Raw genomic sequence first — 21,569 nt, forward strand, 5'->3', positions numbered from 1 at the left:
TTTTATAACACATTGGTAACGACCTTTGTATGCGGAAGGAAAATGTGTGTATATGAAAAAAACAATAGCTATTATAGGATTGACATCACTGGCGGGCTTTTATGCCATATTCAGCAAACCTAATCAACTTAAACCTCAAACTATCCCTACAGCGCAACATGTAGATTCACTCAAAGAAGATGAAAGTGAGTCTTCCATTGTAAAACTCTACAAGGAAATAGCCTTAGAAGGAAAACTTAAGTTTGAAGCATTCGAAATGGCCATGAAAGGTTATCAAAACATGTCCTTTAAAAATAAGGACATAATCACCGTAATCGACTTTTCGCTACCCTCTACGGAAAAACGTATGGCCGTAATTGATTTAAAAAACAAAAAAATGCTCTTTCATACCATTGTATCTCACGGAAGAAACAGTGGAGAAAAGTATGCCACATCTTTTTCTAACAGTCATGGTTCCCACCAGAGTTCGCTCGGATTTTACAAAACCTCGAATACCTATCAAGGAGGAAACGGATACTCTTTAGTGCTTGACGGACTGGAAAAAGGAATTAATGACCAGGCCAAGCCTAGAGCGGTAGTGGTACACGGAGCTGATTACTGCAGCCAGTCAATAATCAATTCTACAGGCAGACTGGGACGCAGTTATGGATGCCCAGCTCTACCAAGGGATTTAGCCAAGCCGATCATAAATACGATTAAAGACGGGACAATGCTTTTTATTTATGCAGAAAATAAGACTTATTTAGCGCAATCAAAAGTATTAAAAGCAAAACCAACGACGTTAATCGCACAAAAAGACATCGCAGAAATACAAGCAGGTCAAGGGGTGATGAATTAGCCCCTCCTTGCTTTTCCATAACTAATTCGCTATTTTTAGCTTCAAGCAACAAGAAGAAATGAAGCGAATACTTTCCATTGATGGCGGCGGAATACGGGGAATAATCCCCGGTATGCTGATAGTCGCCCTTGAAGACAGACTAAAAGAAATCAGTGGAAATCCCCAAACCCATATTTCCGAATACTTCGACTTTTTCTCAGGGACCAGTACCGGTGGCATATTAACATCAATTCTGCTATTTCCCTCCGAACAAGATCCCTCTAAACCAAAATACTCTGCGAGAGAAGCTTTAGATATCTACCTCGAACACGGAGAAAGTATATTTTCAGCCAGCAAGTGGAGAAAATTCTTAAGCAAATTTGGCTTAGTCAGTGAAATATATAACGAAGAGGTTATCGAAAAAATACTCGCTGATTATTTTGGAGACACCAAACTGAGTGAGCTCATCAAACCCTGTATCATAACAGCATACAATATTGAGCTTCGCAAAAACCACCTTTTCAGACAACAAAAAGCCATAAGTCACGGTGACTCAAGAGACTTTTACCTGCGAGACGTATGTAGGGCCACCTCCGCTGCACCAACTTTTTTTTCAGTAGCTGAGATATTCTCCCTCGCCAATACGCGCTATGTACTCGTCGATGGCGGACTATTCGCGCACAACCCGGCGATATCTGCCCTTATTGAAGTATTAAAAAACTTTAACACTTTCAGCATAAATGACATACACATTCTTTCACTAGGCACAGGAATCACAAAAAACGCCTACAATTACGAAGATTTTAAGAAAAAATGGGCCATCTCTATTGGCCCCGCTTTAGTGGATATCATGACTTCGAGCTCCTCAGAGAGTAATGATTATTTTATTAAACAACTATTTCGCTCTGTAAACCATGCAGGCAATTACATCCGCATAGAACCAAGCAACCTGTCCTCTATTGATCCTGGAATGGATGCCGCCAGTAAATCAAACATTCAAAAGATAGTAGCCCTGTCCGATAAATTGATCAGTGAAAACGAATTGGTCATCGACAAACTCGCGCATGAGCTCATACATGACAGAAAAGAAGTGGAACGGAGAAAAAAATCTGTTTGGAACTTCTTATATAAATAGAAAGTTACGTTATCCCATAAAACCGTACAGCATTTCGCCCCCAAAAATCAGCCTGCTCGACTTCGCCAAACCCTTCCACACATCTTTCTGCAATCGAAAGTACCTCTTCATATGTAGCCGCCACTAAACTTTTCGGCCAATCTGACCCAAAACAAACGCGATGCTTTCCAAAACAAGATATAACATGTTTTACATAAGGCACACAATCATTAAAGGTCCAATTCTCCCCATCAACCTGAGTAACAAGTCCTGAAATTTTACAGTATACATTGGGGAATACAGATAGGCTCTCTATAAAAGATGCCCATGCATCAAAATCTCCAGCCTCAATAGCTGGTTTAGCCATATGGTCCAACATAAATGCCTGGTCGGGGTTACTGGCCACACATTGTAATGTACTGGTGTAATGTCGTGGATGTATTAACAGATCGTAGGTATAATGATGTTGTGTAAGCGCCCTAATTCCTCGCTGAATAGAATCCTGCATCAAAAAATCAACATCCATCTCTGCTTCCACATTATGCTGAAAACCTTTCACAACGGGAACTCCGGAAAACTTCAAAAGCTGCTCCTCTATATCTTCTGCCCCTAGATCGATCCACCCGATAACGGCTTTGACCATCTTATAAGCATCTGCCAACTCGATCAGAAAATCGGTCTCTCTTAGAGACTGATGAGCTTGTACTAAAACTGCTCCATCTAAACGATGATCTTTAAGCGTCTTCGAAATGTCGTTGGGCAGAAAATTACGCTGGATTACCTTCATTTCTTCTGTAATCCAAGTATCCGTCAACGGATCAAACAACCAAAAATATTGGTGGGCATCTATACGCATATCCTATTCTTTGATAATACTCTTTTCTAATGTACGGCTGTAATTAGCCCGAGACAACCCACTGCCTCTGATCGCCTAAAAAAGCTTTATCTAGATTAGCTCTAACCTCTCTTGGGGCAAACTAACTATTAAAAGCTTTCCTTCTACAGGTATTCCGTCGATGCATCTAATTTAACAATTTATTATCGTTTTTAGATGGTATCATCCCTTCTACCGTTTCTATTTACTAAGGGAAAACGGCAAATCTTCTGGATCGATTCCCCTACCCTTATTAGGCACTGCATCCATTAAAAAATTAATGCGCCCTCCTTTTGTTATTTCGCCATGAATAAGATAGTTTTTGCTATAGCTTTTATCATTAACGCGCATAGACTTTATATACCTATTCTTGTCACTGTTATTTTCCGCAGTAATGATTAATTTCTTTCCTTTGTCAAAATGTAAGGTGACTTTATCAAATAAAGGTGTTCCTATGATATATTCATCAGTAGATGGAGTCACGGGGTAAAACCCTAAAGCCGAGAATACATACCAAGCTGATGTCTGTCCATTATCTTCATCACCACAATAACCATCAGGATTAGGAGTATACATTCGATTCATAGTCTCTCTGACCCAATACTGCGCTTTCCAAGGAGCTCCTATATAATTGTATACATAAGGCATATGCTGTATAGGTTGATTACCATGTGCATATTGTCCCATATTTGCAATTTGCATCTCCCTTATCTCATGAATAGGGAAACCATAATAAGAATCATCAAAAACAGGCGGCAAAGTAAAAACAGAATCCAGTTTAGCTTCCAACGCTTTATGCCCGCCCGACAACTGTGCTAATCCTTCAAAGTCCTGAAATACAGACCAACTGTAATGCCAACTATTGCCCTCGGTAAATGCATCGCCCCATTTGAAAGGATTGAAAGGATGTTGAAAATGGCCGTCTTCATTCTTTCCACGCATCAGTCCCGATTCGGGGTCAAAAAGATGCTTGTAATTGAAAGAACGCTGCTTATAAAAATCAATCTCTTCCTTTGTCTTATTCAGTGATTTTGCCAATTGATAAATCGAAAAATCATCATAAGCATACTCTAGGCTCCGCGCTACATTTTCATGTATTTTCACATCATAAGGTACATAGCCCAATGTATTGTAATAAGGAGCACCAGCACGACCTACAGCAGTAAGCGGTCCCTCGTGCATCGATCCTTTTTTTACAGCTTCGAACAACACATCTATATCTTTAGAGCGCACGCCCTTTATCCAAGCATCAGCCACCACAGACGCTGAATTGTTGCCGACCATAATATCTCTATAACCTGGACTGGCCCATTCAGGCAACCATCCCCCCTCACGATAGGCATTGGCAAGCCCCTCCTGCATCTTCAGACTCATTTCGGGGTACATCAAGTTCAGAAAAGGAAATAAAGCTCTAAACGTGTCCCAAAAACCTGTATCTGTAAACAAGTACCCTGGTAGAACCTCACCATTATAAGGAGAATAATGCATCACTTTGCCTGCTGCATCATACTCATAAAACATACGTGGAAAAAGCAGAGAGCGGTATAAGCAAGAATAAAAAGTTCGTATCTGATCTACAGTTCCCCCTTCTATCTCTAATTTCCCTAATTCTTTATTCCAGACAGTAGCTCCTTTTTCTACCGCTTGATCAAAACTGAGTCCATCCAGTTCTTTGAGGTTCAAGCGCGCCTGATCATGTGAAATAAAAGAAGAAGCGATCTTAACTAAAACCGGGTCCTTTCTATCAGCAGTACGCACACCTACTATAGCCCCCACATGTTCCGCTTTAACTTTAAACCGTCCATTTTGTAAAATAGAATCAGCAAACGTGGATATAGCAGAGAAAGGGCGATCGAATTCCAAGACAAAGTAATTTTTAAAATTATCAGGGACACCGCCACTATTTTTTGTAGAGTATCCAACGATTTTTCTTTCATCAGGGATGACCTCTACAAAAGAACCTTTGTCAAAAGCATCGATAAGTATAAAAGCAGAGTCAGTCTTTGGAAAAGTAAATCGGAAATAAGCAGCACGGGCTGTCGGCGTGACCTCTACTTGTGTATCATAATCGGCTAAATACACAGAATAATAATGAGGCTTTGCAATTTCCGCCTTATGTGAAAAATAACTTGCTCTTTCACTTTCATCAAAAGTAGGCTTCCCTACCATAGCCATGACACTGAATTGTCCGTAATCGTTCATCCATGGAGAGGGTTGATGCGTCTGCTTAAATCCTCTGATTTTTTCAGCCGTATAGGTATACATCCACCCATCGCCCATCTTTCCAGTCTGCGGACTCCAAAAATTCATTCCCCAAGGCATAGCAATTGCAGGGTAGGTATTTCCACTGGAAAGAAAATAAGTAGATTGTGTACCTACTAACGTACTTACATATTCAAGAGGCGCTTCGGTCTTACTAATTTTTTGGCCAAAACTATAGGGGGCAAACAAGGAAAAAAACACCAATAATACTAAATTCAGTTTCATGCTGGTTATATTTTGAAAACATAAATATCCAAAAATATTCCGACAAAGCAAACTGCTAAATTATTTTAGCAGCATCAAAAACCTAAAATAATTTTTCCTTGGAAAAAACGACTCTCCATAAGCGCATGGGCAGCGGATGCGTCTTTGTAAGAAAAAACTTCCGCTATTGGAGTTTTGTACGCTCCTTTATCTACAAGAGGCATGACCTGTCTGCGTATTGCATCGGCCAGACTCCTCTTAAACTCTATGGATCGACTACGCAATGTACTTCCTGTAAGATGAACACGCTTTTGCATCATTTTAATCAGGTTAAGTTCGACTTTAGCCCCTTGCATCGCATTGATAACGACAAGTCGTCCCTCCTCAGACAAGATATTGATATTCTTCTCAAAGTAAGAACCTCCGATACTGTCCAAAATGACATCCATACCGACTCCGCTCCACACCTCTTCGAAATCAGACTCTTTATAATTGACGATAGCTGAAGCCCCCAACTCCTGGACGAAAGATATTTTATCAGATGAACCAACCGTCGTAAACACCTCTGCTCCGAAAAGATGGGCTAATTGAATGGCTGCACTTCCAATCCCACCAGCACCTCCATGAACCAAAAAGCGCTCCCCTTTGACCAATTCCCCTCTTTCAAAAACATTGTGCCATACCGTAAATATAGTTTCTGGCATACCCGCGGCTTCCACAAAGGGCAAATGATCGGGGATAACGATACAAAGCATAGCGTCAACTGCCACATATTGTGCATATCCTCCACCTGCCAGCAATGCCATCACTCGATCGCCTACTTTAACCCCACGAGCAGCTTTCCCCACACCAACAACTACTCCCGCTACCTCAAGGCCAGAAATATCTGCAACAACACCCGCTGGTGCAGGATAATTACCCTTACGTTGAAAGATGTCTGGTCTATTCACTCCAGCAGCACTCACTTCTATCAAGACTTCATTATCGCCTACCTCAGGAATCTCCCGTTCCTCTACTTGCAACACTTCGGGGCCACCGAATTCAGTTATAACAACGGCATACATCATTATTTTTTAGGAAATTTTTGTAAACGAACATTTAGAGAGAGCATAAAGTACCGTCCCAATCTGCTGTTTTTAGCTTCATAGACATCATTTCCTATATATTCAGAAACAATCCCCATGGTCTTATTTTGATCAAATAAATCATAGCCTTGAAGCCTTAACAAAGCAGATTTATTACGAAAGAAAGTCAACTCCACAAAACCATTCATTATCGTTTGGTTTTTATTCATAAAGTCATTGGTATAACCATTATTATAACGTTGGGACATTTCTAAGCCCAGCGACAGATTATCATTTAGATAGCCCCTGGCTCCCAATCCCCAAAACATAGTCTCTACATTAATATTCGTTCTAAAAGGAATATCGTACCTTGTATTATTCCACATATAGTTGGCATTAAAAACAGATTCAACATAGTCGCTCCACAAGTACTTCAACTGAACTGATTGATTGAAAATCAGCTGCTTCGTTGTACGTTTCTTTTCATCAATAAAAGATAGGTTATTAAAATAGTCGCTATTCCCTGTAAGGTCTAATTGAAAATCATCATTGATAAACGGGGTATTAAACATATAATACCATCGACAATCATAGTATCCTGTTGTATTCCTAAAAGTAGTCTCCTGAATAGTCGAGTTAATGTTCGAACGCTTATCACTGACAATTTTATTGAGTATAAAATTATAGGCAAAATTAGTCTCAAAATACTGCATACTAGAGGAAAAACTCTTTCTCAACGTAGTTGCAATCCGATGGGCTGATTCTGCTTTCAATTCAGGATTTCCGATAATAATGTTTCTAGAATTTGTATTATCGACCACAGGGACTATCTGGTTAAAAGAGGGCTGATTATTTTTCCCCTTATAATCCAGCTGCCAGTCCATTTCTTTAGAAAAACGATAAATAATTTTTGCAGTCGGCATCAAGTTAATATTATCGTACTTATATGTCATCGTATCGTTAGTCAATTTTCCTTCCATGTACAGCGGCTGCACGGCAAATCCAACAATCATTCTAAATCTCTTATTGGGCTCATACTGATACGTTACTCCTGTCTTATTGTTTTTAAAGAAGTAATCATAATCAACGGTCAGCGAATCAATATACCTGGGCATCATCGAGACAGACCTATCCTCAACTAGCCTTACAGCTTCTATTCGTGTTACATCAAACTCATAACTAAACTCGAACAAACTATGGTCTAAAAAAGGTTCCACGTAGGATACCGATGCTTTTGTGGAATTCGTATAATTGTTCTGTTTGATAAACTGATTTTGAAGGAATCCCTCAGCAGGATCTCGAGTCGCCTCATCATACTCCTCAAACACACTCTCCCGCTTCTCTACATTATTAGAATTCAAAACGACATGCCCCACTAATTTACGTCCTTTTTTTTCGAATGATCTAGAATAGGTCGCTTCAAAATCTCCATTTGGGCTAAGCTGATTAGACTCATCCTCATACCGTCCAAGATTCTCTGTACTTGCATTGGTGAGTCGAGTCCTTTTGACATTCGTTCCACGGAGTTTATTAAAAGTCAGATTACCATCAATCTTCAATAAATCTGAATTATCAAATTTTGTATCAAAACCAAGTTTTAACTTATGATTTTGATCAATATTATTGATTTTATAAGACTCTTCTCGTTCGATTTTGTTACCGATATAAGTCGATGTCAACTTCGATATACCTTCCGTTTCGTTATTCTGTCGCACAAAACTGTAACTCGCATTGAAACTGGTATTATTGCCCCATCGATCCGAGAAATTAATTCCTGCAGAACTAACCTCGTTCAATCCGTCAATAGGATCTGCATAGTCCCCAATATCCATAGAACTGCGGTTACGATTACCTCCTTCTGGACTACCAAAACTAAAAAGATTCGTATTCGTATTATTAAACGAACCTAAAACAGACACCTCCCTACCATCGTCAAACTTATTAGCACCAAAACTCCCCAGATAACGAGAGTTCGTACCGCCTCCACCCGTTACTTGTCCAAAGTATATCTTTTTATGATCTTCCTTTAAGGAGATGTTAAGAATTTTCTCTGCATCACCTTTTTTAACACCTGTTTCCTCCTCTTTATCTCCATAAAAATCAATCGCTTGAACATTTTTTATAAAATCTACAGGTAGGTTACGGGTTGCAGTCAATAAGTCCCCCCCAAAAAACACCTTGTTATCCACCTTTACCTTCTTGATTGGTTGTCCATTGAAAGTGACAGAACCGTCCCTTGCCACCTGGAAACCAGGGAGACTTTTTAAAGCATCTTCCAACAATGAATTTTTTCGAAACTCAAAAGCATTGAAATTAAATTGCACAGTATCCCCATTTACAACAACGGGTATAACCTTTAAAATATTGACATCGGCTATTTCGACAGCAAAAGGCTCCAAACAAAGAGTCGGAGCTTCCACCTTCCCCTCGGTACCATCGATAAAAAAAGATCTAGTCTCACTTTTATATCCCAACATGGAATAACTAAGCAGAACGTTTTTCCCGCTAAAATTCGAAAACGTAAAATAACCTAAGAAATCCGTCATTTGATTCAAGGTGTCCGATTCAGTTGCCAACCGAATACTTGCAGACTTAAGAGGATTACCGGCCGTATCCAATACACGCCCATATACACTTTGCTGTGCAAAAGCAGTATTCACGAGCACTTGGCAAGCAAATACAATAAAAACAACTGCTATTTTACACCACGAGAATTTCACGAATCGGCTTGCAAAATCTAATTAGTTCAATATACTAAAATATTGCTATCCAAAAAAAAGATAGAAAAGTTTATACTATAAAACGATAAATCTTGATTTATCGTATACACAAAAGGCTATCGGTATACCGATAGCCTTTTATATTTTTTATGAATGTAAAAACTATTCTCCGTCGTAAGCTACCTTAACAAGGTGCTTATCAATTTCCCAACGGCCAGTCCCTTCTTCGCCGATAACATCGAACAACTCAAGAATACGTCTAGCTACATACTCCTCTTCTACTTGCTCTGCTAAGAACCATTGTAAGAAATTGAAAGTAACATAATCTTTCGCTTTCATACATTTGTCAGCCATATTATTGAACTGTTCTGTAACAAACATTTCCTGCTCTAGCGTTTGCTCAAAAACACCACGGAATGATTCAAAATCAACAGGGATATTCGTAATCTCAGGAGAGATAGCTCTGCCGCCACGATCATTGATGTAGTTAAAAAGCTTCAGCATATGCTCACGCTCCTCATCCGATTGCTTTGCAAAGAACTTCGATGAATTGTCTAAGCCTTGGTCATCACACCAAGCCGACATAGCTAGGTATAATGCGGATGAATGAGCTTCGATTTTTACTTGCGCGTTTAATATATTTTCTATCTCTTCGGCTAGCGATGATTTTAATTTTAATAAATCTTTCATATCGTTATTTTTTATTTTTTACACTTTATTTAAACATAACAAATGACATAAATCCTTTGTTTGTTATTACAAAGATAAAGGCTAAGCAAGCGATATCGATAAAAAATATGCAATACAAATTCAGTCTAAATTACAACCTAAAAAAGCTAAGTTGTTTAGACTCAATATGATTTAAAATAATTACACTTAGATTGCTAATACAGCGTCGCGTCGTAAGATAGAGCGAATCTGACCATTTAATTCAAGCATGAACTTCGCACCGGCCAATAAATCTCGCAAGTTAAGCACATCTTCTACGGAGAGTAGAAAACAGCGTTCCGTACGAAATGGCATAATCAATTCAAAGTCAAAAGAACGGGAGGAGTTATTCAGCATAGCTTCGATATCAATCTGATCAACACTTCGCTTGAATACAAAAAAATCACTGACCTTAAACGCCGTAGTGTTACCTTGAAACTCTAACCAATAACAGTTTTTTCGACTGCACTGGTAAACCGCCCCCTGTGAGGTTGCAAACACCTCTTCTACACTCGCTAATGGACAAATCATTTCTTACTACCTTATTTTGTTTAGACCGCTATTTTTAAATGATGAGCAAATATAAACTTAATCAAGAATTAATCCAAATAAAACCAGTAAAGAAAAAAAGCGGCTTATTAACAAGCCGCTTTTGCCTAGGAAAATATCCGATTTAGAATTCCTCTTCCTCCGTGGAAATTATCTCTTTGTGATTACTAGCGTTGGTTCTAGTTTTTGTCTTATGCTTGTTGATCTGCCGTCTCAAAGACTCTACAGCGATATCCGTTGCCTCTTCAAAACTTTTCGCCTGTGCTTTGGCAAAAAGCTGGCTGCCTGGAATATTAAACTTCAACTCTACCACTTTATTCTCTTCGTCATCCACATTCTCCAGACGAAGATAACATACGCCTTCAATGATATTGTCCAAATACTGTTCTAATTTGCTCGTTTTTCTCTTGATAAAATCTACCAATTTTTGATCTGCGTCGAATTTGATTGATTGCACAGTAATGTTCATTTTTCCTCCTTTTTTAAGCCTTTGGATGTGCTTGTTTGTAAATTGATTTTAACCGTTCAGCTGAATTATGCGTATAAACCTGAGTCGCCGCCAATCCAGCATGACCTAGTAATTCTTTGATTGCATTGAGGTCAGCACCGTTGTCCAATAAAGAGGTAGCAAAACTATGTCTTAAGACATGTGGACTTCTTTTTTGCTGAGAAGTGATCATACTCAAGTATTTTTTTACCACCCTATAAATTAACAAGCGATACGCCCTCTTTCCTTCTTTAGTAACGACTAAATATTCGGAAATGTTTTCTAAATTCTGAATTTTCTTTTTCTCTAAATACTTTTTTAGTTCTTCGATTAAGGTTAAATGTAAAGGAACAAATCGTTCCTTATTCCTTTTTCCTAATATAAGGATTTTTTTATTGTAAAAGTCAATATCACTCTCTTTTATTTCTAAAAGTTCTGCAAGCCGAATACCCGTCCCAAAAAGTAATTCCATGATGACAAAGTCACGCAACGATTCGAAATCATCAGCGACAGCATCCATATGATCCAATAGTTGGTTCATTTTATCCTTGTCTACAACTACAGGCAATTTCTTTGGTGTCTTCAATGCTTGGACCAAACGAACAGGATTTTTCTCCACCAATTGCTCCCGCTGCAAAAACTTATAATAAGAACGCAAGGTAGAAATAGCTCGATTCACAGAGCTTGCTTCTTTACCCTTCTCCCGCAACAGAGAAAAATAATACCGCATCAGCTTATGATCGACTTCCTCAAAGGGAACATTTTCAGCTTCCAAAAAGTCTAAAAAACCTTTAACCTCCATTTCATACGCTTTTATAGTATGTGGCGAATAACGTTTCTCAAACGTCAAAAAACTAATAAACCGATCTTTAAACATAGTATCCTACTGTCCCTCTCCTATCAAACTTAAGTAAAATGATTTAGATTCGCCAACATACAATCCGAAAAAAACAAATCGCAGGAAATCTATATCATTTCTTAAAAATTATATAACATCCTGCCCAACATTAACCCGAAATTAGTGTTATCATTATTATAACAGTATTATACACCATGATCTATTATGCATAAACACACCTATTATATCAGTGGTATGACCTGCGATGGTTGTCGTACACAAATAGAAAACAAGCTCCAGGAAATACCTGGCATAAATGCTCGTATCTCATTAGAAGAAGGAAAAGCAGAAATAGAAAGCGAAGGCCACTTGGACCTTGCCAAACTTCAAGACAAAATCAACGAAATAGGCAATAGCTATCAAATCCACGAGCACGCACATAATCACCCTCAGAATCCTCCAAAACAAGTTAATGATTCGCCAAGTGGACAATACATCTGTCCAATGTTTTGTGAGGGACATGACAAAATATATACCGAAAAAGGCCGCTGTCCTGTATGTAACATGTTCTTACAACCAATAGAACAGGTCCACCAAACGCATGTACCTCAACAGTACGCCAAATCACCAGAAAGTGACAATTCTAATGTGGGAAAATATTACTGTCCTATGCATTGTGAAGGCGACAAAGTATATGATAATGCTGGCACATGCCCAATATGCGGTATGAATCTCGAAAAAATCCCTGAGACAAACCTGAAAATCATATTCAGCTGCCCGATGCATCCGGAAATCCAACAGGATACACCGGGTGCCTGCCCTATCTGTGGTATGGACCTCGTCCCTAACCAACAAACAGAAACTGAAGATGACGCCTATCAAGAATGGAAAAAGAAGCTGATAATCAGCGTCATCTTTACCTTACCCGTTTTCATCCTCTCTATGGGCGATATGCTCCCAGGAAAACCAATAAGCCAACTGATTCCGCCCCATATCAACGGCTGGGTACAATTCATTCTTACCTTGCCAGTTATCTTTTATACCGGCTGGACTTTCTTTCAACGAGGCTGGACTTCCTTTAAAACGTGGAATCTCAATATGTTCAGTTTGATTGCATTGGGAACTGGAGCGGCCTTTATTTTCAGTATAGTCGCTCTACTTTTTCCACAGGTTCTTCCTTCAGAGATGCGCGAACATAATGCTCATCCACACCTTTACTTTGAATCCGTTGTCGTCATCATCACCCTAGTGATACTCGGACAACTCATGGAGGCAAAAGCTCATTCCAAAACCAACTCAGCCATCAAGGCGCTCATAAAACTCACACCAGCCGAGGCTATATGGGTACAGGAAGGAAACGAAAAACGCATCGCAGTAGCGGATATAAAAAAGGGGTATATACTACGCGTACGCCCTGGTGACAAAGTTCCTATCGATGGTATTATCACGGAAGGCAGCTCATCTGTAGACGAGTCAATGATCACAGGAGAATCTCTACCTATAGAAAAAAACAAAGGAGATAACGTAATTGGTGGAACCATCAATGGCAATCAAAGCTTCGTCATGCAGGCTACCCATATCGGATCGGAAACCTTACTCTCACAGATCATACAGCTGGTCAATGACGCCAGTAGAAGCCAGGCTCCCATTCAAAAGCTTACAGACCGAATATCGCGAATATTTGTCCCTATTGTCATATTGATAGCCATAGTAACCTTTGCAATATGGTTAATGAGCGGATCAGAAGACAGGTTGGCATACGCTATTACCAATGCCCTGGCTATTTTAATTGTAGCATGTCCATGTGCACTGGGACTAGCCACTCCGATGTCTGTGATGGTAAGTATAGGTAAAGGTGCAAAAAACGGAATTCTGGTAAAAAAAGCTGAAGCACTCGAACAACTTCACAAAATAGACTATCTTATCCTCGATAAGACCGGTACCATCACAGAGGGCAAGCCTGAAGTAACTATGTATGAGGGGTCAGAAAATATCATTGATGACGATATACTCCAGATAGCTGCTTCAATCAACAGCCACAGTTCCCATCCGCTAGCTGAAGCCATGGTCAATAAAGCGGAAGAAAAATCCATTTCCCTCTCAACGATTGAGGATTTCCTAAATATCACTGGAAAGGGAGTTTCTGCCCGCATAGGAGATCGACATGCGTACCTGGGGAATGAAGCCTTACTTCATGACAACGAGGCGAGCATTCCAACTTCCATAAAAGATAAAGTAGCTCAATTGCAAGCCAACGGATCTAGTGTATCCTATCTCGCTATAGACCAAAAATATGCTGGTTTCATAGCAGTGAAAGACAAGATAAAATCCAATGCTAAAGAAATCATATCCCATGTACAAAATCTAGGTATCCAGGTATTGATGCTCACAGGTGACAATGAACTTACAGCACATTCCGTGGCTAAGGAAACAGGTATAAACGAGTTTAAAGCCAAACTGCTTCCCCATGACAAATTAAATGAAATCAACAAACTGCAACAGCAAGGAAAGGTTGTAGCAATGACAGGCGATGGGATTAATGATGCTCCAGCTCTGACCCAAGCTGATGTAGGTATTGCCATGGGATCAGGCACTGATGTTGCCATACAAAGCTCAGATATCACTCTCTTAAAAGGAGAACTGACAGGTGTTTCCAAAGCGATAGACCTAAGCCGTATGATGATGCGCAACATCAAAGAGAATCTACTCTTTGCTTTTTTATATAATGTAATCGGAATACCGATAGCAGCAGGGCTATTGTTCCCAGCATTTGGTATACTCATGTCTCCAATGATCGCAGCTGCAGCCATGAGCTTAAGTTCCGTATCAGTTATATTGAATTCATTACGTCTCAATCTAAAAAAACTATAGCAAAACAATTATTCACCCCATATCGTTAACATCAGTTAAATCTATCAACGTAAAGTTATCAAACGAGTATTCCAAGCACTTATTGGAATACTCCAAGAAAACTGCCTATTTTTACGGCAAATTAGATTACTTATATATGAAATTCGGACAGGTAGCAGATCCTTCAGTTATTGACTTCACAATACCACCAACGCCGCAGGAATCTTTGATTTTATTACAACAAAACAGACAGCATACTCCCATGGAAGTATATGTAGGCTGTGCCAAATGGAATAAAAATGATTTAAAGGGCTTTTATCCCCGTGGCACAAAGGATGAATTAGCCTATTATTCTACCCAATTCAATGCTATTGAATTGAATGCTACATTCTACAACTCGCCTTCCAAAGCACAAGTTGAAACCTGGAAGAATAAAACTCCTGAAGGATTCAAATTTTTCCCTAAGATTCCTCAATCCATCAGTCATTTTGGAAGATTGTTGAATTCAGACGAAAAGGTCAATACTTTTGTAGATTCAACTGTACTATTCGAAGAAAAGTTAGGTATGGCATTTCTCCAATTGATAGATAATTTTAAGCCTAAAGATTTTGACCGTCTAGAATCTTTTTTAAAAAACTTTCCAAAAGGATATCCATTAGCCGTAGAGGTACGGAATGAGGAATGGTTCTCTCCATCCGTAGCCGAACGTTTCTATGCATTATTAAAAGAAACAAACAAGACCAACGTCCTCGTCGATACCGCTGGGAGACGCGACATGATGCACATGCGCCTCACCACACCGACCGCTTTTGTTCGCTATGTAGGCGCCAACCATCCTTCTGACTATACCCGATTAGACGAATGGATAGAAACCATTGTAGAATGGAAAGAAGCAGGCTTGCAACAACTTTACTTTTTCATACATCAGAACATAGAAGTAGAATCTCCCTTATTAGCAGCACATTTTATAGAAAAGCTAAATAAAACTATCGGCACCGACTTGAATATTCCGAAGAAACCCGTGGATGCTAAAAGCAATTCAACGCCTACACTATTCTAATATAAAGTTAATGACCATCAAGAAACAAACCTATCCGCCAGTTGGCGGATCATGAAATAAATGCGAAGCATTCATAAGTCCCATCAAGAAAACATTCAAATGCACGAATAATTATATACATATGAAAATAAAAGGCATTCATCATATCGCTATTATCGCCAGTGATTATGCTCGGTCTTAGGATTTCTACACACAAATATTGGGGTTGGAAATCCTTAGCGAAGTATATCGAGAAGACCGCTGTTCCTTCAAGTTGGACCTCGCTATTGACAACAATTATGTCATTGAGCTTTTTACCTTTCCTTCTCATGTGCCACGTCCATCCTATCCTGAAGCACTAGGATTACGTCATCTCGCTTTCGCTGTAGACCATATTGACAAATGGGTGCTCCGATTACAACAGCAGAATATCGCTGTCGAACCTATACGTATAGATGAATACACGGGAAAGAAATTCACTTTTTTAAATGATCCTGACGGATTGCCATTAGAACTTTACCAACAGCTATAGCACAAAACTAAAGGCCACAAATTTTCTCCAAATAGTGTACGTCTATTCCAAAATAGGCCTTCGTTGCATGGAGTTTGTTTAGAACTTCCTGTTGCTTCTGAGAAGTTGTTGCTCTCTTCTCTGCAATAATCATTACATTTTTAGGGGTATGTGCATCGGAGATAAATTGCATCACCTTCGTCTGATAACCATAATATTCAAGGATTAATGCTCGAATACTATCCGTCAGCATCTCAGCATGCCTTTCCAGAAAAATGCCGTGTCTAATCATAAAATCAAGTTCATTCTTTTTCCTTACCCGTTCTAATTCCCGACGTACCTGCTTATGACAACAAGGAGCAACGACAATAAGTTTAGCATGATGTTGGATACCTTTAAATATCGCATCATCTGTCGCCGTATCGCAAGCATGCAACGCGATCAGAATATCAAGCTCCTCTTTAGAACTATAAGCATCTATTGTTCCCTGTGAAAAATGCAGGCCGTCAAAACCAGCGTCTCCAGCGATACCATTACAAAGCTCTACCAAATCTTCTCTATATTCGATCCCCTCAACAACACTTTTCTTATTTAACTGGTTATTAAGATAATCATACAAAGCAAAAGTAAGATAGCCCTTCCCCGCCCCCATATCTACGACCTTAAGCAAATGATCTGCACTCAACCCTGCTAAAGACGAACTCAAAAGCTCAATATAATGGTTAATCTGACGCCATTTATCCTGAGCTGCCTTATAGACTTCCCCTCTTTCATCTGTCAGACGCAATGCCTGAAGATAGGATTTCTTGGTATCACCTATTTTACGTTGTTTTTGCACATCATGACTTAAATCGGATGGTTTCTTAGCCGTTGGCTTTTCACTTCGTTCTGACCAGACTCCTTTCTTATTTTGTTGACATACAATATTAGCTTCTTCAGCAAACAAGGTAACTATCTTAAATTGTCCTGCTGCTAAATAATCTTTTATAGTCTCTACACCATCCTTTATCGCATAGTTTTTAGTGATATCTCTTGTTTGGTATCGAAAGGTAAATGACAGATTGATCTCACGTTTTATAGAAGCTAACTTCACATGAATCTGTTTCAGTCCTTTTTCAGAACCTTGGTAATTCCCTAATGACAGTTTTATAAAATTTCCCTGTTCTATATGCTGATTTAGCTTTTCAAAAAAAGAAGACAATACCATACCTCAAATAATGATTTTAGGCTACAAAGATACAAAATCCATTATTGCTCATCCTATTTTTATAGGATATACTAATCACCGACATCCTGTTTTTCATACAAATTTAACAGTGGAAATTCGTCATTGCCGAGCATTTTCTTTAAGTTTGAGATAGACACAGATTTACTATGCACAACCCAGAAATTGAAGCCGTATTCTTTGATATAGACGGTACCTTACTAAGTTTCAAAACCCACGAAGTATCCCCATCCACAGAAGAAGCACTTGCACAATTACAAGATAAAGGAATTAAGATCATACTTTCTACAGGACGTTCCATCAATAGCATTGACCATGTAAGATATTTAGGTTTCGACGGATATATCACTTTCAATGGAGGCTATTGTGTCTCTCAGGAAGGACATGTTCTCTTTAAAAAAGCTATTGATTCGAAAGATATCAAAAGCCTTCTCCAATATGCGACCGAACAACCGTTAAGTTTTTCGTTTATGTCCGAAAAAGAAGTGACCATACATGACGTCACACCCGAGATCGCAGGAATGTATGCTCATCTCAACCTACCTGTCCCACCGTTAGTTGACATGAACAATGTAGAACATGATTCCATTCTTCAGACCAATATCTTTTTAGGTCCAGAGCAAGAAGAACAGTTTATGCGCGAAGTAATGCCAAATTCATTAGCCTCTCGGTGGACCCCCTTATTTGCGGATGTCAACCCCAAGGGGCAAAGCAAGAAAGTAGGTATAGATATCTTCTGCGAACACTTTGGAATTGATATCAAAAAGACAATGGCTTTTGGTGATGGCGGAAATGACATTACAATGCTCCAACATGTAGCATTGGGAGTGGCTATGGGCAATGCAAACCCCGAAGTGAAAACCATAGCTGACTATATCACGGACGATGTTGATAGCGACGGTATCTGGAATGCCTTAAAGCATTTCAAAGTATTGTAGACCAAATTAAGAAAGGGTAAAGTTATAGACTTTACCCTTTCTTAATTTATGCGCTATTTTGATTAGTTAAAAAACTGATAAAGCGCATGTATGCTCTTCTCGTTGAGCTCGACCTCCATATCAAACCTATTGCTACTCCCCGTTCCTCTTCCACTGATTTCCATTTTTTCAATTTTATCTAACTGAGGAATCCATCCCAAGTATCGCTTAGCATCGTCATGACGTACATAAGAAAAAAGAAAAGCTCGGTCACTAGAGAGGTAGGCATATTCATTTTTGACATTCGACGCTGTACTTAAGCTAATCTGATTACCTTGAATCACTTTATTAAACTTATAGAACATTTTTTCCGGTAAATACCCAGCCAAATGTGGCGATGCTATACAAGTAAATACGATATTGGGCACCTGCTCTTCCCTTAACTCCGCTTTCTCAATCGGATTGAAATTTTCGTCATAGTCATAAGCAATAATACTATCTGTTTGAAGTACTTCGCCAGTCCGCCATTGCAAATCTAAATACCCACCATAGTAGTTATTTAACGTATCTACTGGCACATTATAACGCAGGAGGCTCGCTCTATACTTCTCCAAAAGAGGTCTGATATCTGCTTGACAGTAAATATTCAACACATTAGAAGCGGGTAGTTCACGCACCTTTGCCTCTTTCGGCAAACGAAGAAGACTATTGGATACGGATAAATCACCGCTTATCATTCCTTTCGCAAAAGACAAACTCCCAACAACTTTCTTACCTCTTTGCATCCATTGAACATCACCCGAACTTTCAAACTTGAAGTCTGTCAATGTTTTAATCGCTGTCATCGATGTGGCTTGTTGTTTCCAGATGCCCAACATTCGTTCTTTTTTATCTGTCTTGTCCGTACTTAAGGCGACCAATACATTTTTGGAATCTCCCAGCATTACAACCTTGTCATCATTCCCACGAATCCACCACAGTTCATTTTCTTCTTCGATATCAGCACTTTCTTTACCCAACAGATCGCTTGCAAAAAGATGCAACTTGCTCTGATCTTCCACAGTCAGCCAAGCATACCATACATTCGTATCATTTTTCAATGAAAACAAATACACACTTGAAGGTATGGATACACCCCAGTCCGTTCGTTTTCCTAAACCATCCTTAACTCTCTGAGTACTATCTGTACCGCTATAATATCCAGGATTCAAAATAGCATTCCAGGCGATATCCGTCAGTATATTATCGACGGCTATCTTCATCACGTATTCACTTTCCCGATGCACCAAGCTATTCTTTGAACGCGACTCGCGTACCTTCAAGAATAAATAAAGGCCTATCGCTATCAAAGCGATAAGCCCTATTACTATAAATACTATTTTTTTCAACAGCTTCATTATTCTTTGATTTTCAAAGACCAACGGTCGATGACGTCAAACAAAAATGCGAGTGCATTTCCTTTTTTATTTGGAAACTCTACAGCGATTTCACCTGTCACACGATTCCCTTTCACGCCAGTAGAAGTCATCGAAAAATCACCATATTGCTGTAGATCTGCGACAGTCTCTTCAATAGAACGTTCGACAGGAATATCCAATTCATCCAACAATACTGGGATACGTTTTGTGTTAAACAATAAACTTAGGTTATTCTTCTTCGCAAGAGCCACATACGGTGCATGTCCTTTACCAGAATACTGGTTTGACTGGATTGATTCCATTTTTTCAAAATCATTCCCTATAAAAACCATTCCTTGCTTAATCAAAAGATAAACTGTTATACCCGAATTACCATTTTCCTTAACCTGGTAGATACCGTCATGATCAATCAACTCATTTTCCTGTACACCAATCTGGATTATCTTTTCAAAAATACGGGTATCATCTGATGAGAACATCCATAAAAACTGAGGTATAGTTTCTGTCTTTGTCTTCTCGACTTCCTTATAGTCATAATTGTCATCATATTCGTAGTCCGTATAGGTGACATCCACTTTGGTAACACCATTTAGAACAAATAGATTATCTCCTTTAATAACTTTCGCAATAGCTTTTTGATCTAATGCAACATCAAACAACAAAGCTCCCAAGCTCACAAAATTTGAATATCTCGGCATAAACGATCCGTAGTAACTTTCCATAATCTTTGGAAGATTCTTCAGATATGCTTCTGTATTTACATTGAAAGAAAAGAAACCCAATATATCCTTGTCTAAAAATGGATAGAATTTAGGGTTTAATTTTTTATTGTAGATCTCCTTATAATAAGAAGCCATCGTCTTATCAAGCGTAGCGGAACCAACCAACTTCAGTTTGTTACCTTGTACTACGACACTCGCATCGATACCGTCTATACCATAGTTAAACTTAGGCTTAACACCAAACAGATCCGTCATTATTTCCTCTGGATAAAGATATTTATAGTACGAAAAAACATCTTTAGCGTGGATATGAGCTATTGTATTTGCATCTAACTTAGGCAGCCTTTTGGGATCGAAAGATTTATAACTGTCGGTCAGCATAAGCGCCATTTCCGCATTCACCCATTGTTTTACCAATTCATTCTTAATAGAGTCATTATGTCTAGTAATGCTATCATAACGGGTATAATAATCATCAGCATATTCGTCCTGATTCAGAATAGAATCAACGACACCATATTCATCATATCCAACAGTGTCAACCCCTGCCAGAGTTGGCGGACCTACTATATGATAGTCGAGTTCCTCTTCCTCAGCACTTGCTGCTGCGGCCGCAGCAGCAGCGTCAGCCACAGAATCGAAGTCATAGGCTTCCCATTCGGTTGCAGCAGAATCAACCAATGCTTCTTCCGCATACTCCGCTTCATAAGCATCATAAGCATTAGCAATCAGCCCATATCTATTGATTACTTCTTCTTTTCTAAAATAATAATCCATCGCTAGACCGCCCAATACATACACCGTATGATCATCCCAACTCAACCTCATTGTCCGATCTGCTGAATAGATAGTCGGAAGTGAATTGACCAGCTCTACCTTTTTATGTTTGGGAATGATAGACTCAAACTGACTTCTATTGGAAAGTGGAATTAAAGCGCCGATATACTGCACACTGTCTGTACCACGTACATAAGCATATGCTTTAGCCTTAAGGTCGATTCCAAGCTCTTCTATTTTGGAAGTTTGCAATCCATTATCACCATTTATTTTTTGAAAAAGTCCTAACCGTGTTAAGGTAAGATTCAGATCAGCTATATTCAAATGATCAAATACCGCCTTATTATTGAAAGAAACAACCACAGTAGCATCATGCGGTACTTTACGAATTAAATCCTGCGCATTTGATGCGAACGCCACCAATACGCCAAAGATCAGTGCAACAAATTTGTGTAGATACATATATAAATTAT

The 21,569-nt window shown here is 39.1% G+C and carries 16 protein-coding genes and 1 pseudogene; 6 read left to right on the plus strand and 11 right to left on the minus strand.

Annotated features, from left to right (window positions below; genetic code table 11):
* Positions 1-52: 52 nt before the first annotated feature.
* Together M472_RS43605 and M472_RS43610 are read left to right on the plus strand one after the other, a co-directional pair.
* Positions 53-838, plus strand: coding sequence for a murein L,D-transpeptidase catalytic domain family protein (locus tag M472_RS43605; RefSeq protein WP_021072289.1), 786 nt, complete (start codon positions 53-55; stop codon positions 836-838).
* A 58-nt stretch (positions 839-896) separates the two neighbouring features.
* Positions 897-1,952, plus strand: a complete 1,056-nt coding sequence (locus M472_RS43610; protein ID WP_021072290.1) for a patatin-like phospholipase family protein — start codon at positions 897-899, stop codon at positions 1,950-1,952.
* A 4-nt stretch (positions 1,953-1,956) separates the two neighbouring features.
* Here M472_RS43610 and M472_RS43615 read toward each other — a convergent pair whose 3' ends face one another.
* The 8 genes from M472_RS43615 to M472_RS43650 form a co-directional block, all read right to left on the minus strand.
* Positions 1,957-2,787, minus strand: a complete 831-nt coding sequence (locus M472_RS43615; RefSeq protein ID WP_021072291.1) for an amidohydrolase family protein — start codon at positions 2,785-2,787, stop codon at positions 1,957-1,959.
* Between the two features lie 219 nt (positions 2,788-3,006).
* The gene (locus M472_RS43620) at positions 3,007-5,292 is read right to left on the minus strand and encodes a GH92 family glycosyl hydrolase (protein ID WP_021072292.1); all 2,286 of its coding nucleotides are present in this window, start codon (positions 5,290-5,292) and stop codon (positions 3,007-3,009) included.
* Between the two features lie 74 nt (positions 5,293-5,366).
* On the minus strand, positions 5,367-6,338 hold the full coding sequence (locus M472_RS43625; RefSeq protein WP_021072293.1) for an NAD(P)H-quinone oxidoreductase: 972 nt from the start codon (positions 6,336-6,338) through the stop codon (positions 5,367-5,369).
* The gene (locus M472_RS43630) at positions 6,338-8,995 is read right to left on the minus strand and encodes a TonB-dependent receptor (RefSeq protein WP_021072294.1); all 2,658 of its coding nucleotides are present in this window, start codon (positions 8,993-8,995) and stop codon (positions 6,338-6,340) included. The genes M472_RS43625 and M472_RS43630 overlap by 1 nt, the downstream gene beginning before the upstream one ends.
* A gap of 222 nt (positions 8,996-9,217) precedes the next feature.
* A complete protein-coding gene (locus M472_RS43635) occupies positions 9,218-9,745 on the minus strand; it encodes a ferritin (protein WP_021072295.1) in 528 nt (175 codons plus the stop codon).
* A 186-nt stretch (positions 9,746-9,931) separates the two neighbouring features.
* On the minus strand, positions 9,932-10,294 hold the full coding sequence (locus tag M472_RS43640) for a hypothetical protein (protein ID WP_021072296.1): 363 nt from the start codon (positions 10,292-10,294) through the stop codon (positions 9,932-9,934).
* A 142-nt stretch (positions 10,295-10,436) separates the two neighbouring features.
* Positions 10,437-10,781: a ribosome hibernation-promoting factor, HPF/YfiA family gene (hpf, locus tag M472_RS43645; protein WP_021072298.1), complete on the minus strand. Its 345-nt coding sequence runs from the start codon at positions 10,779-10,781 to the stop codon at positions 10,437-10,439.
* 13 nt (positions 10,782-10,794) lie between these two features.
* Complete coding sequence (locus tag M472_RS43650; protein ID WP_021072299.1) at positions 10,795-11,676, minus strand: tyrosine-type recombinase/integrase; 882 nt, start codon at positions 11,674-11,676, stop codon at positions 10,795-10,797.
* A 186-nt stretch (positions 11,677-11,862) separates the two neighbouring features.
* On the opposite strand from M472_RS43650, the gene M472_RS43655 reads away from it, so the two are divergent.
* The 3 genes and pseudogenes from M472_RS43655 to gloA2 form a co-directional block, all read left to right on the plus strand.
* Positions 11,863-14,508 (plus strand): heavy metal translocating P-type ATPase, encoded by a 2,646-nt coding sequence (locus M472_RS43655; protein WP_021072300.1) that lies wholly within the window; start codon positions 11,863-11,865, stop codon positions 14,506-14,508.
* Positions 14,509-14,644: 136 nt separating this feature from the next.
* Positions 14,645-15,547 (plus strand): DUF72 domain-containing protein, encoded by a 903-nt coding sequence (locus M472_RS43660; protein ID WP_021072301.1) that lies wholly within the window; start codon positions 14,645-14,647, stop codon positions 15,545-15,547.
* Positions 15,548-15,740: 193 nt separating this feature from the next.
* Positions 15,741-16,058 (plus strand): annotated as a pseudogene (gene gloA2 / locus M472_RS43665) (SMU1112c/YaeR family gloxylase I-like metalloprotein); the annotation flags it as partial.
* Positions 16,059-16,065: 7 nt separating this feature from the next.
* Here the strand turns inward: gloA2 and M472_RS43670 are convergent.
* Entirely contained in the window at positions 16,066-17,244 is a 1,179-nt protein-coding gene (locus M472_RS43670; RefSeq protein WP_021072303.1) for a class I SAM-dependent methyltransferase, read from the minus strand.
* Between the two features lie 167 nt (positions 17,245-17,411).
* On the opposite strand from M472_RS43670, the gene M472_RS43675 reads away from it, so the two are divergent.
* On the plus strand, positions 17,412-18,200 hold the full coding sequence (locus M472_RS43675; protein WP_021072304.1) for a Cof-type HAD-IIB family hydrolase: 789 nt from the start codon (positions 17,412-17,414) through the stop codon (positions 18,198-18,200).
* Positions 18,201-18,262: 62 nt separating this feature from the next.
* Here the strand turns inward: M472_RS43675 and M472_RS43680 are convergent, their stop codons facing one another.
* On the minus strand, positions 18,263-19,576 hold the full coding sequence (locus tag M472_RS43680; protein ID WP_021072305.1) for a hypothetical protein: 1,314 nt from the start codon (positions 19,574-19,576) through the stop codon (positions 18,263-18,265).
* Positions 19,576-21,558, minus strand: coding sequence for a hypothetical protein (locus M472_RS43685; protein ID WP_021072306.1), 1,983 nt, complete (start codon positions 21,556-21,558; stop codon positions 19,576-19,578). The genes M472_RS43680 and M472_RS43685 overlap by 1 nt, the downstream gene beginning before the upstream one ends.
* Positions 21,559-21,569: the final 11 nt, after the last annotated feature.

The organism is Sphingobacterium paucimobilis HER1398, from assembly GCF_000416985.1.
GTDB lineage: Bacteria > Bacteroidota > Bacteroidia > Sphingobacteriales > Sphingobacteriaceae > Sphingobacterium > Sphingobacterium paucimobilis.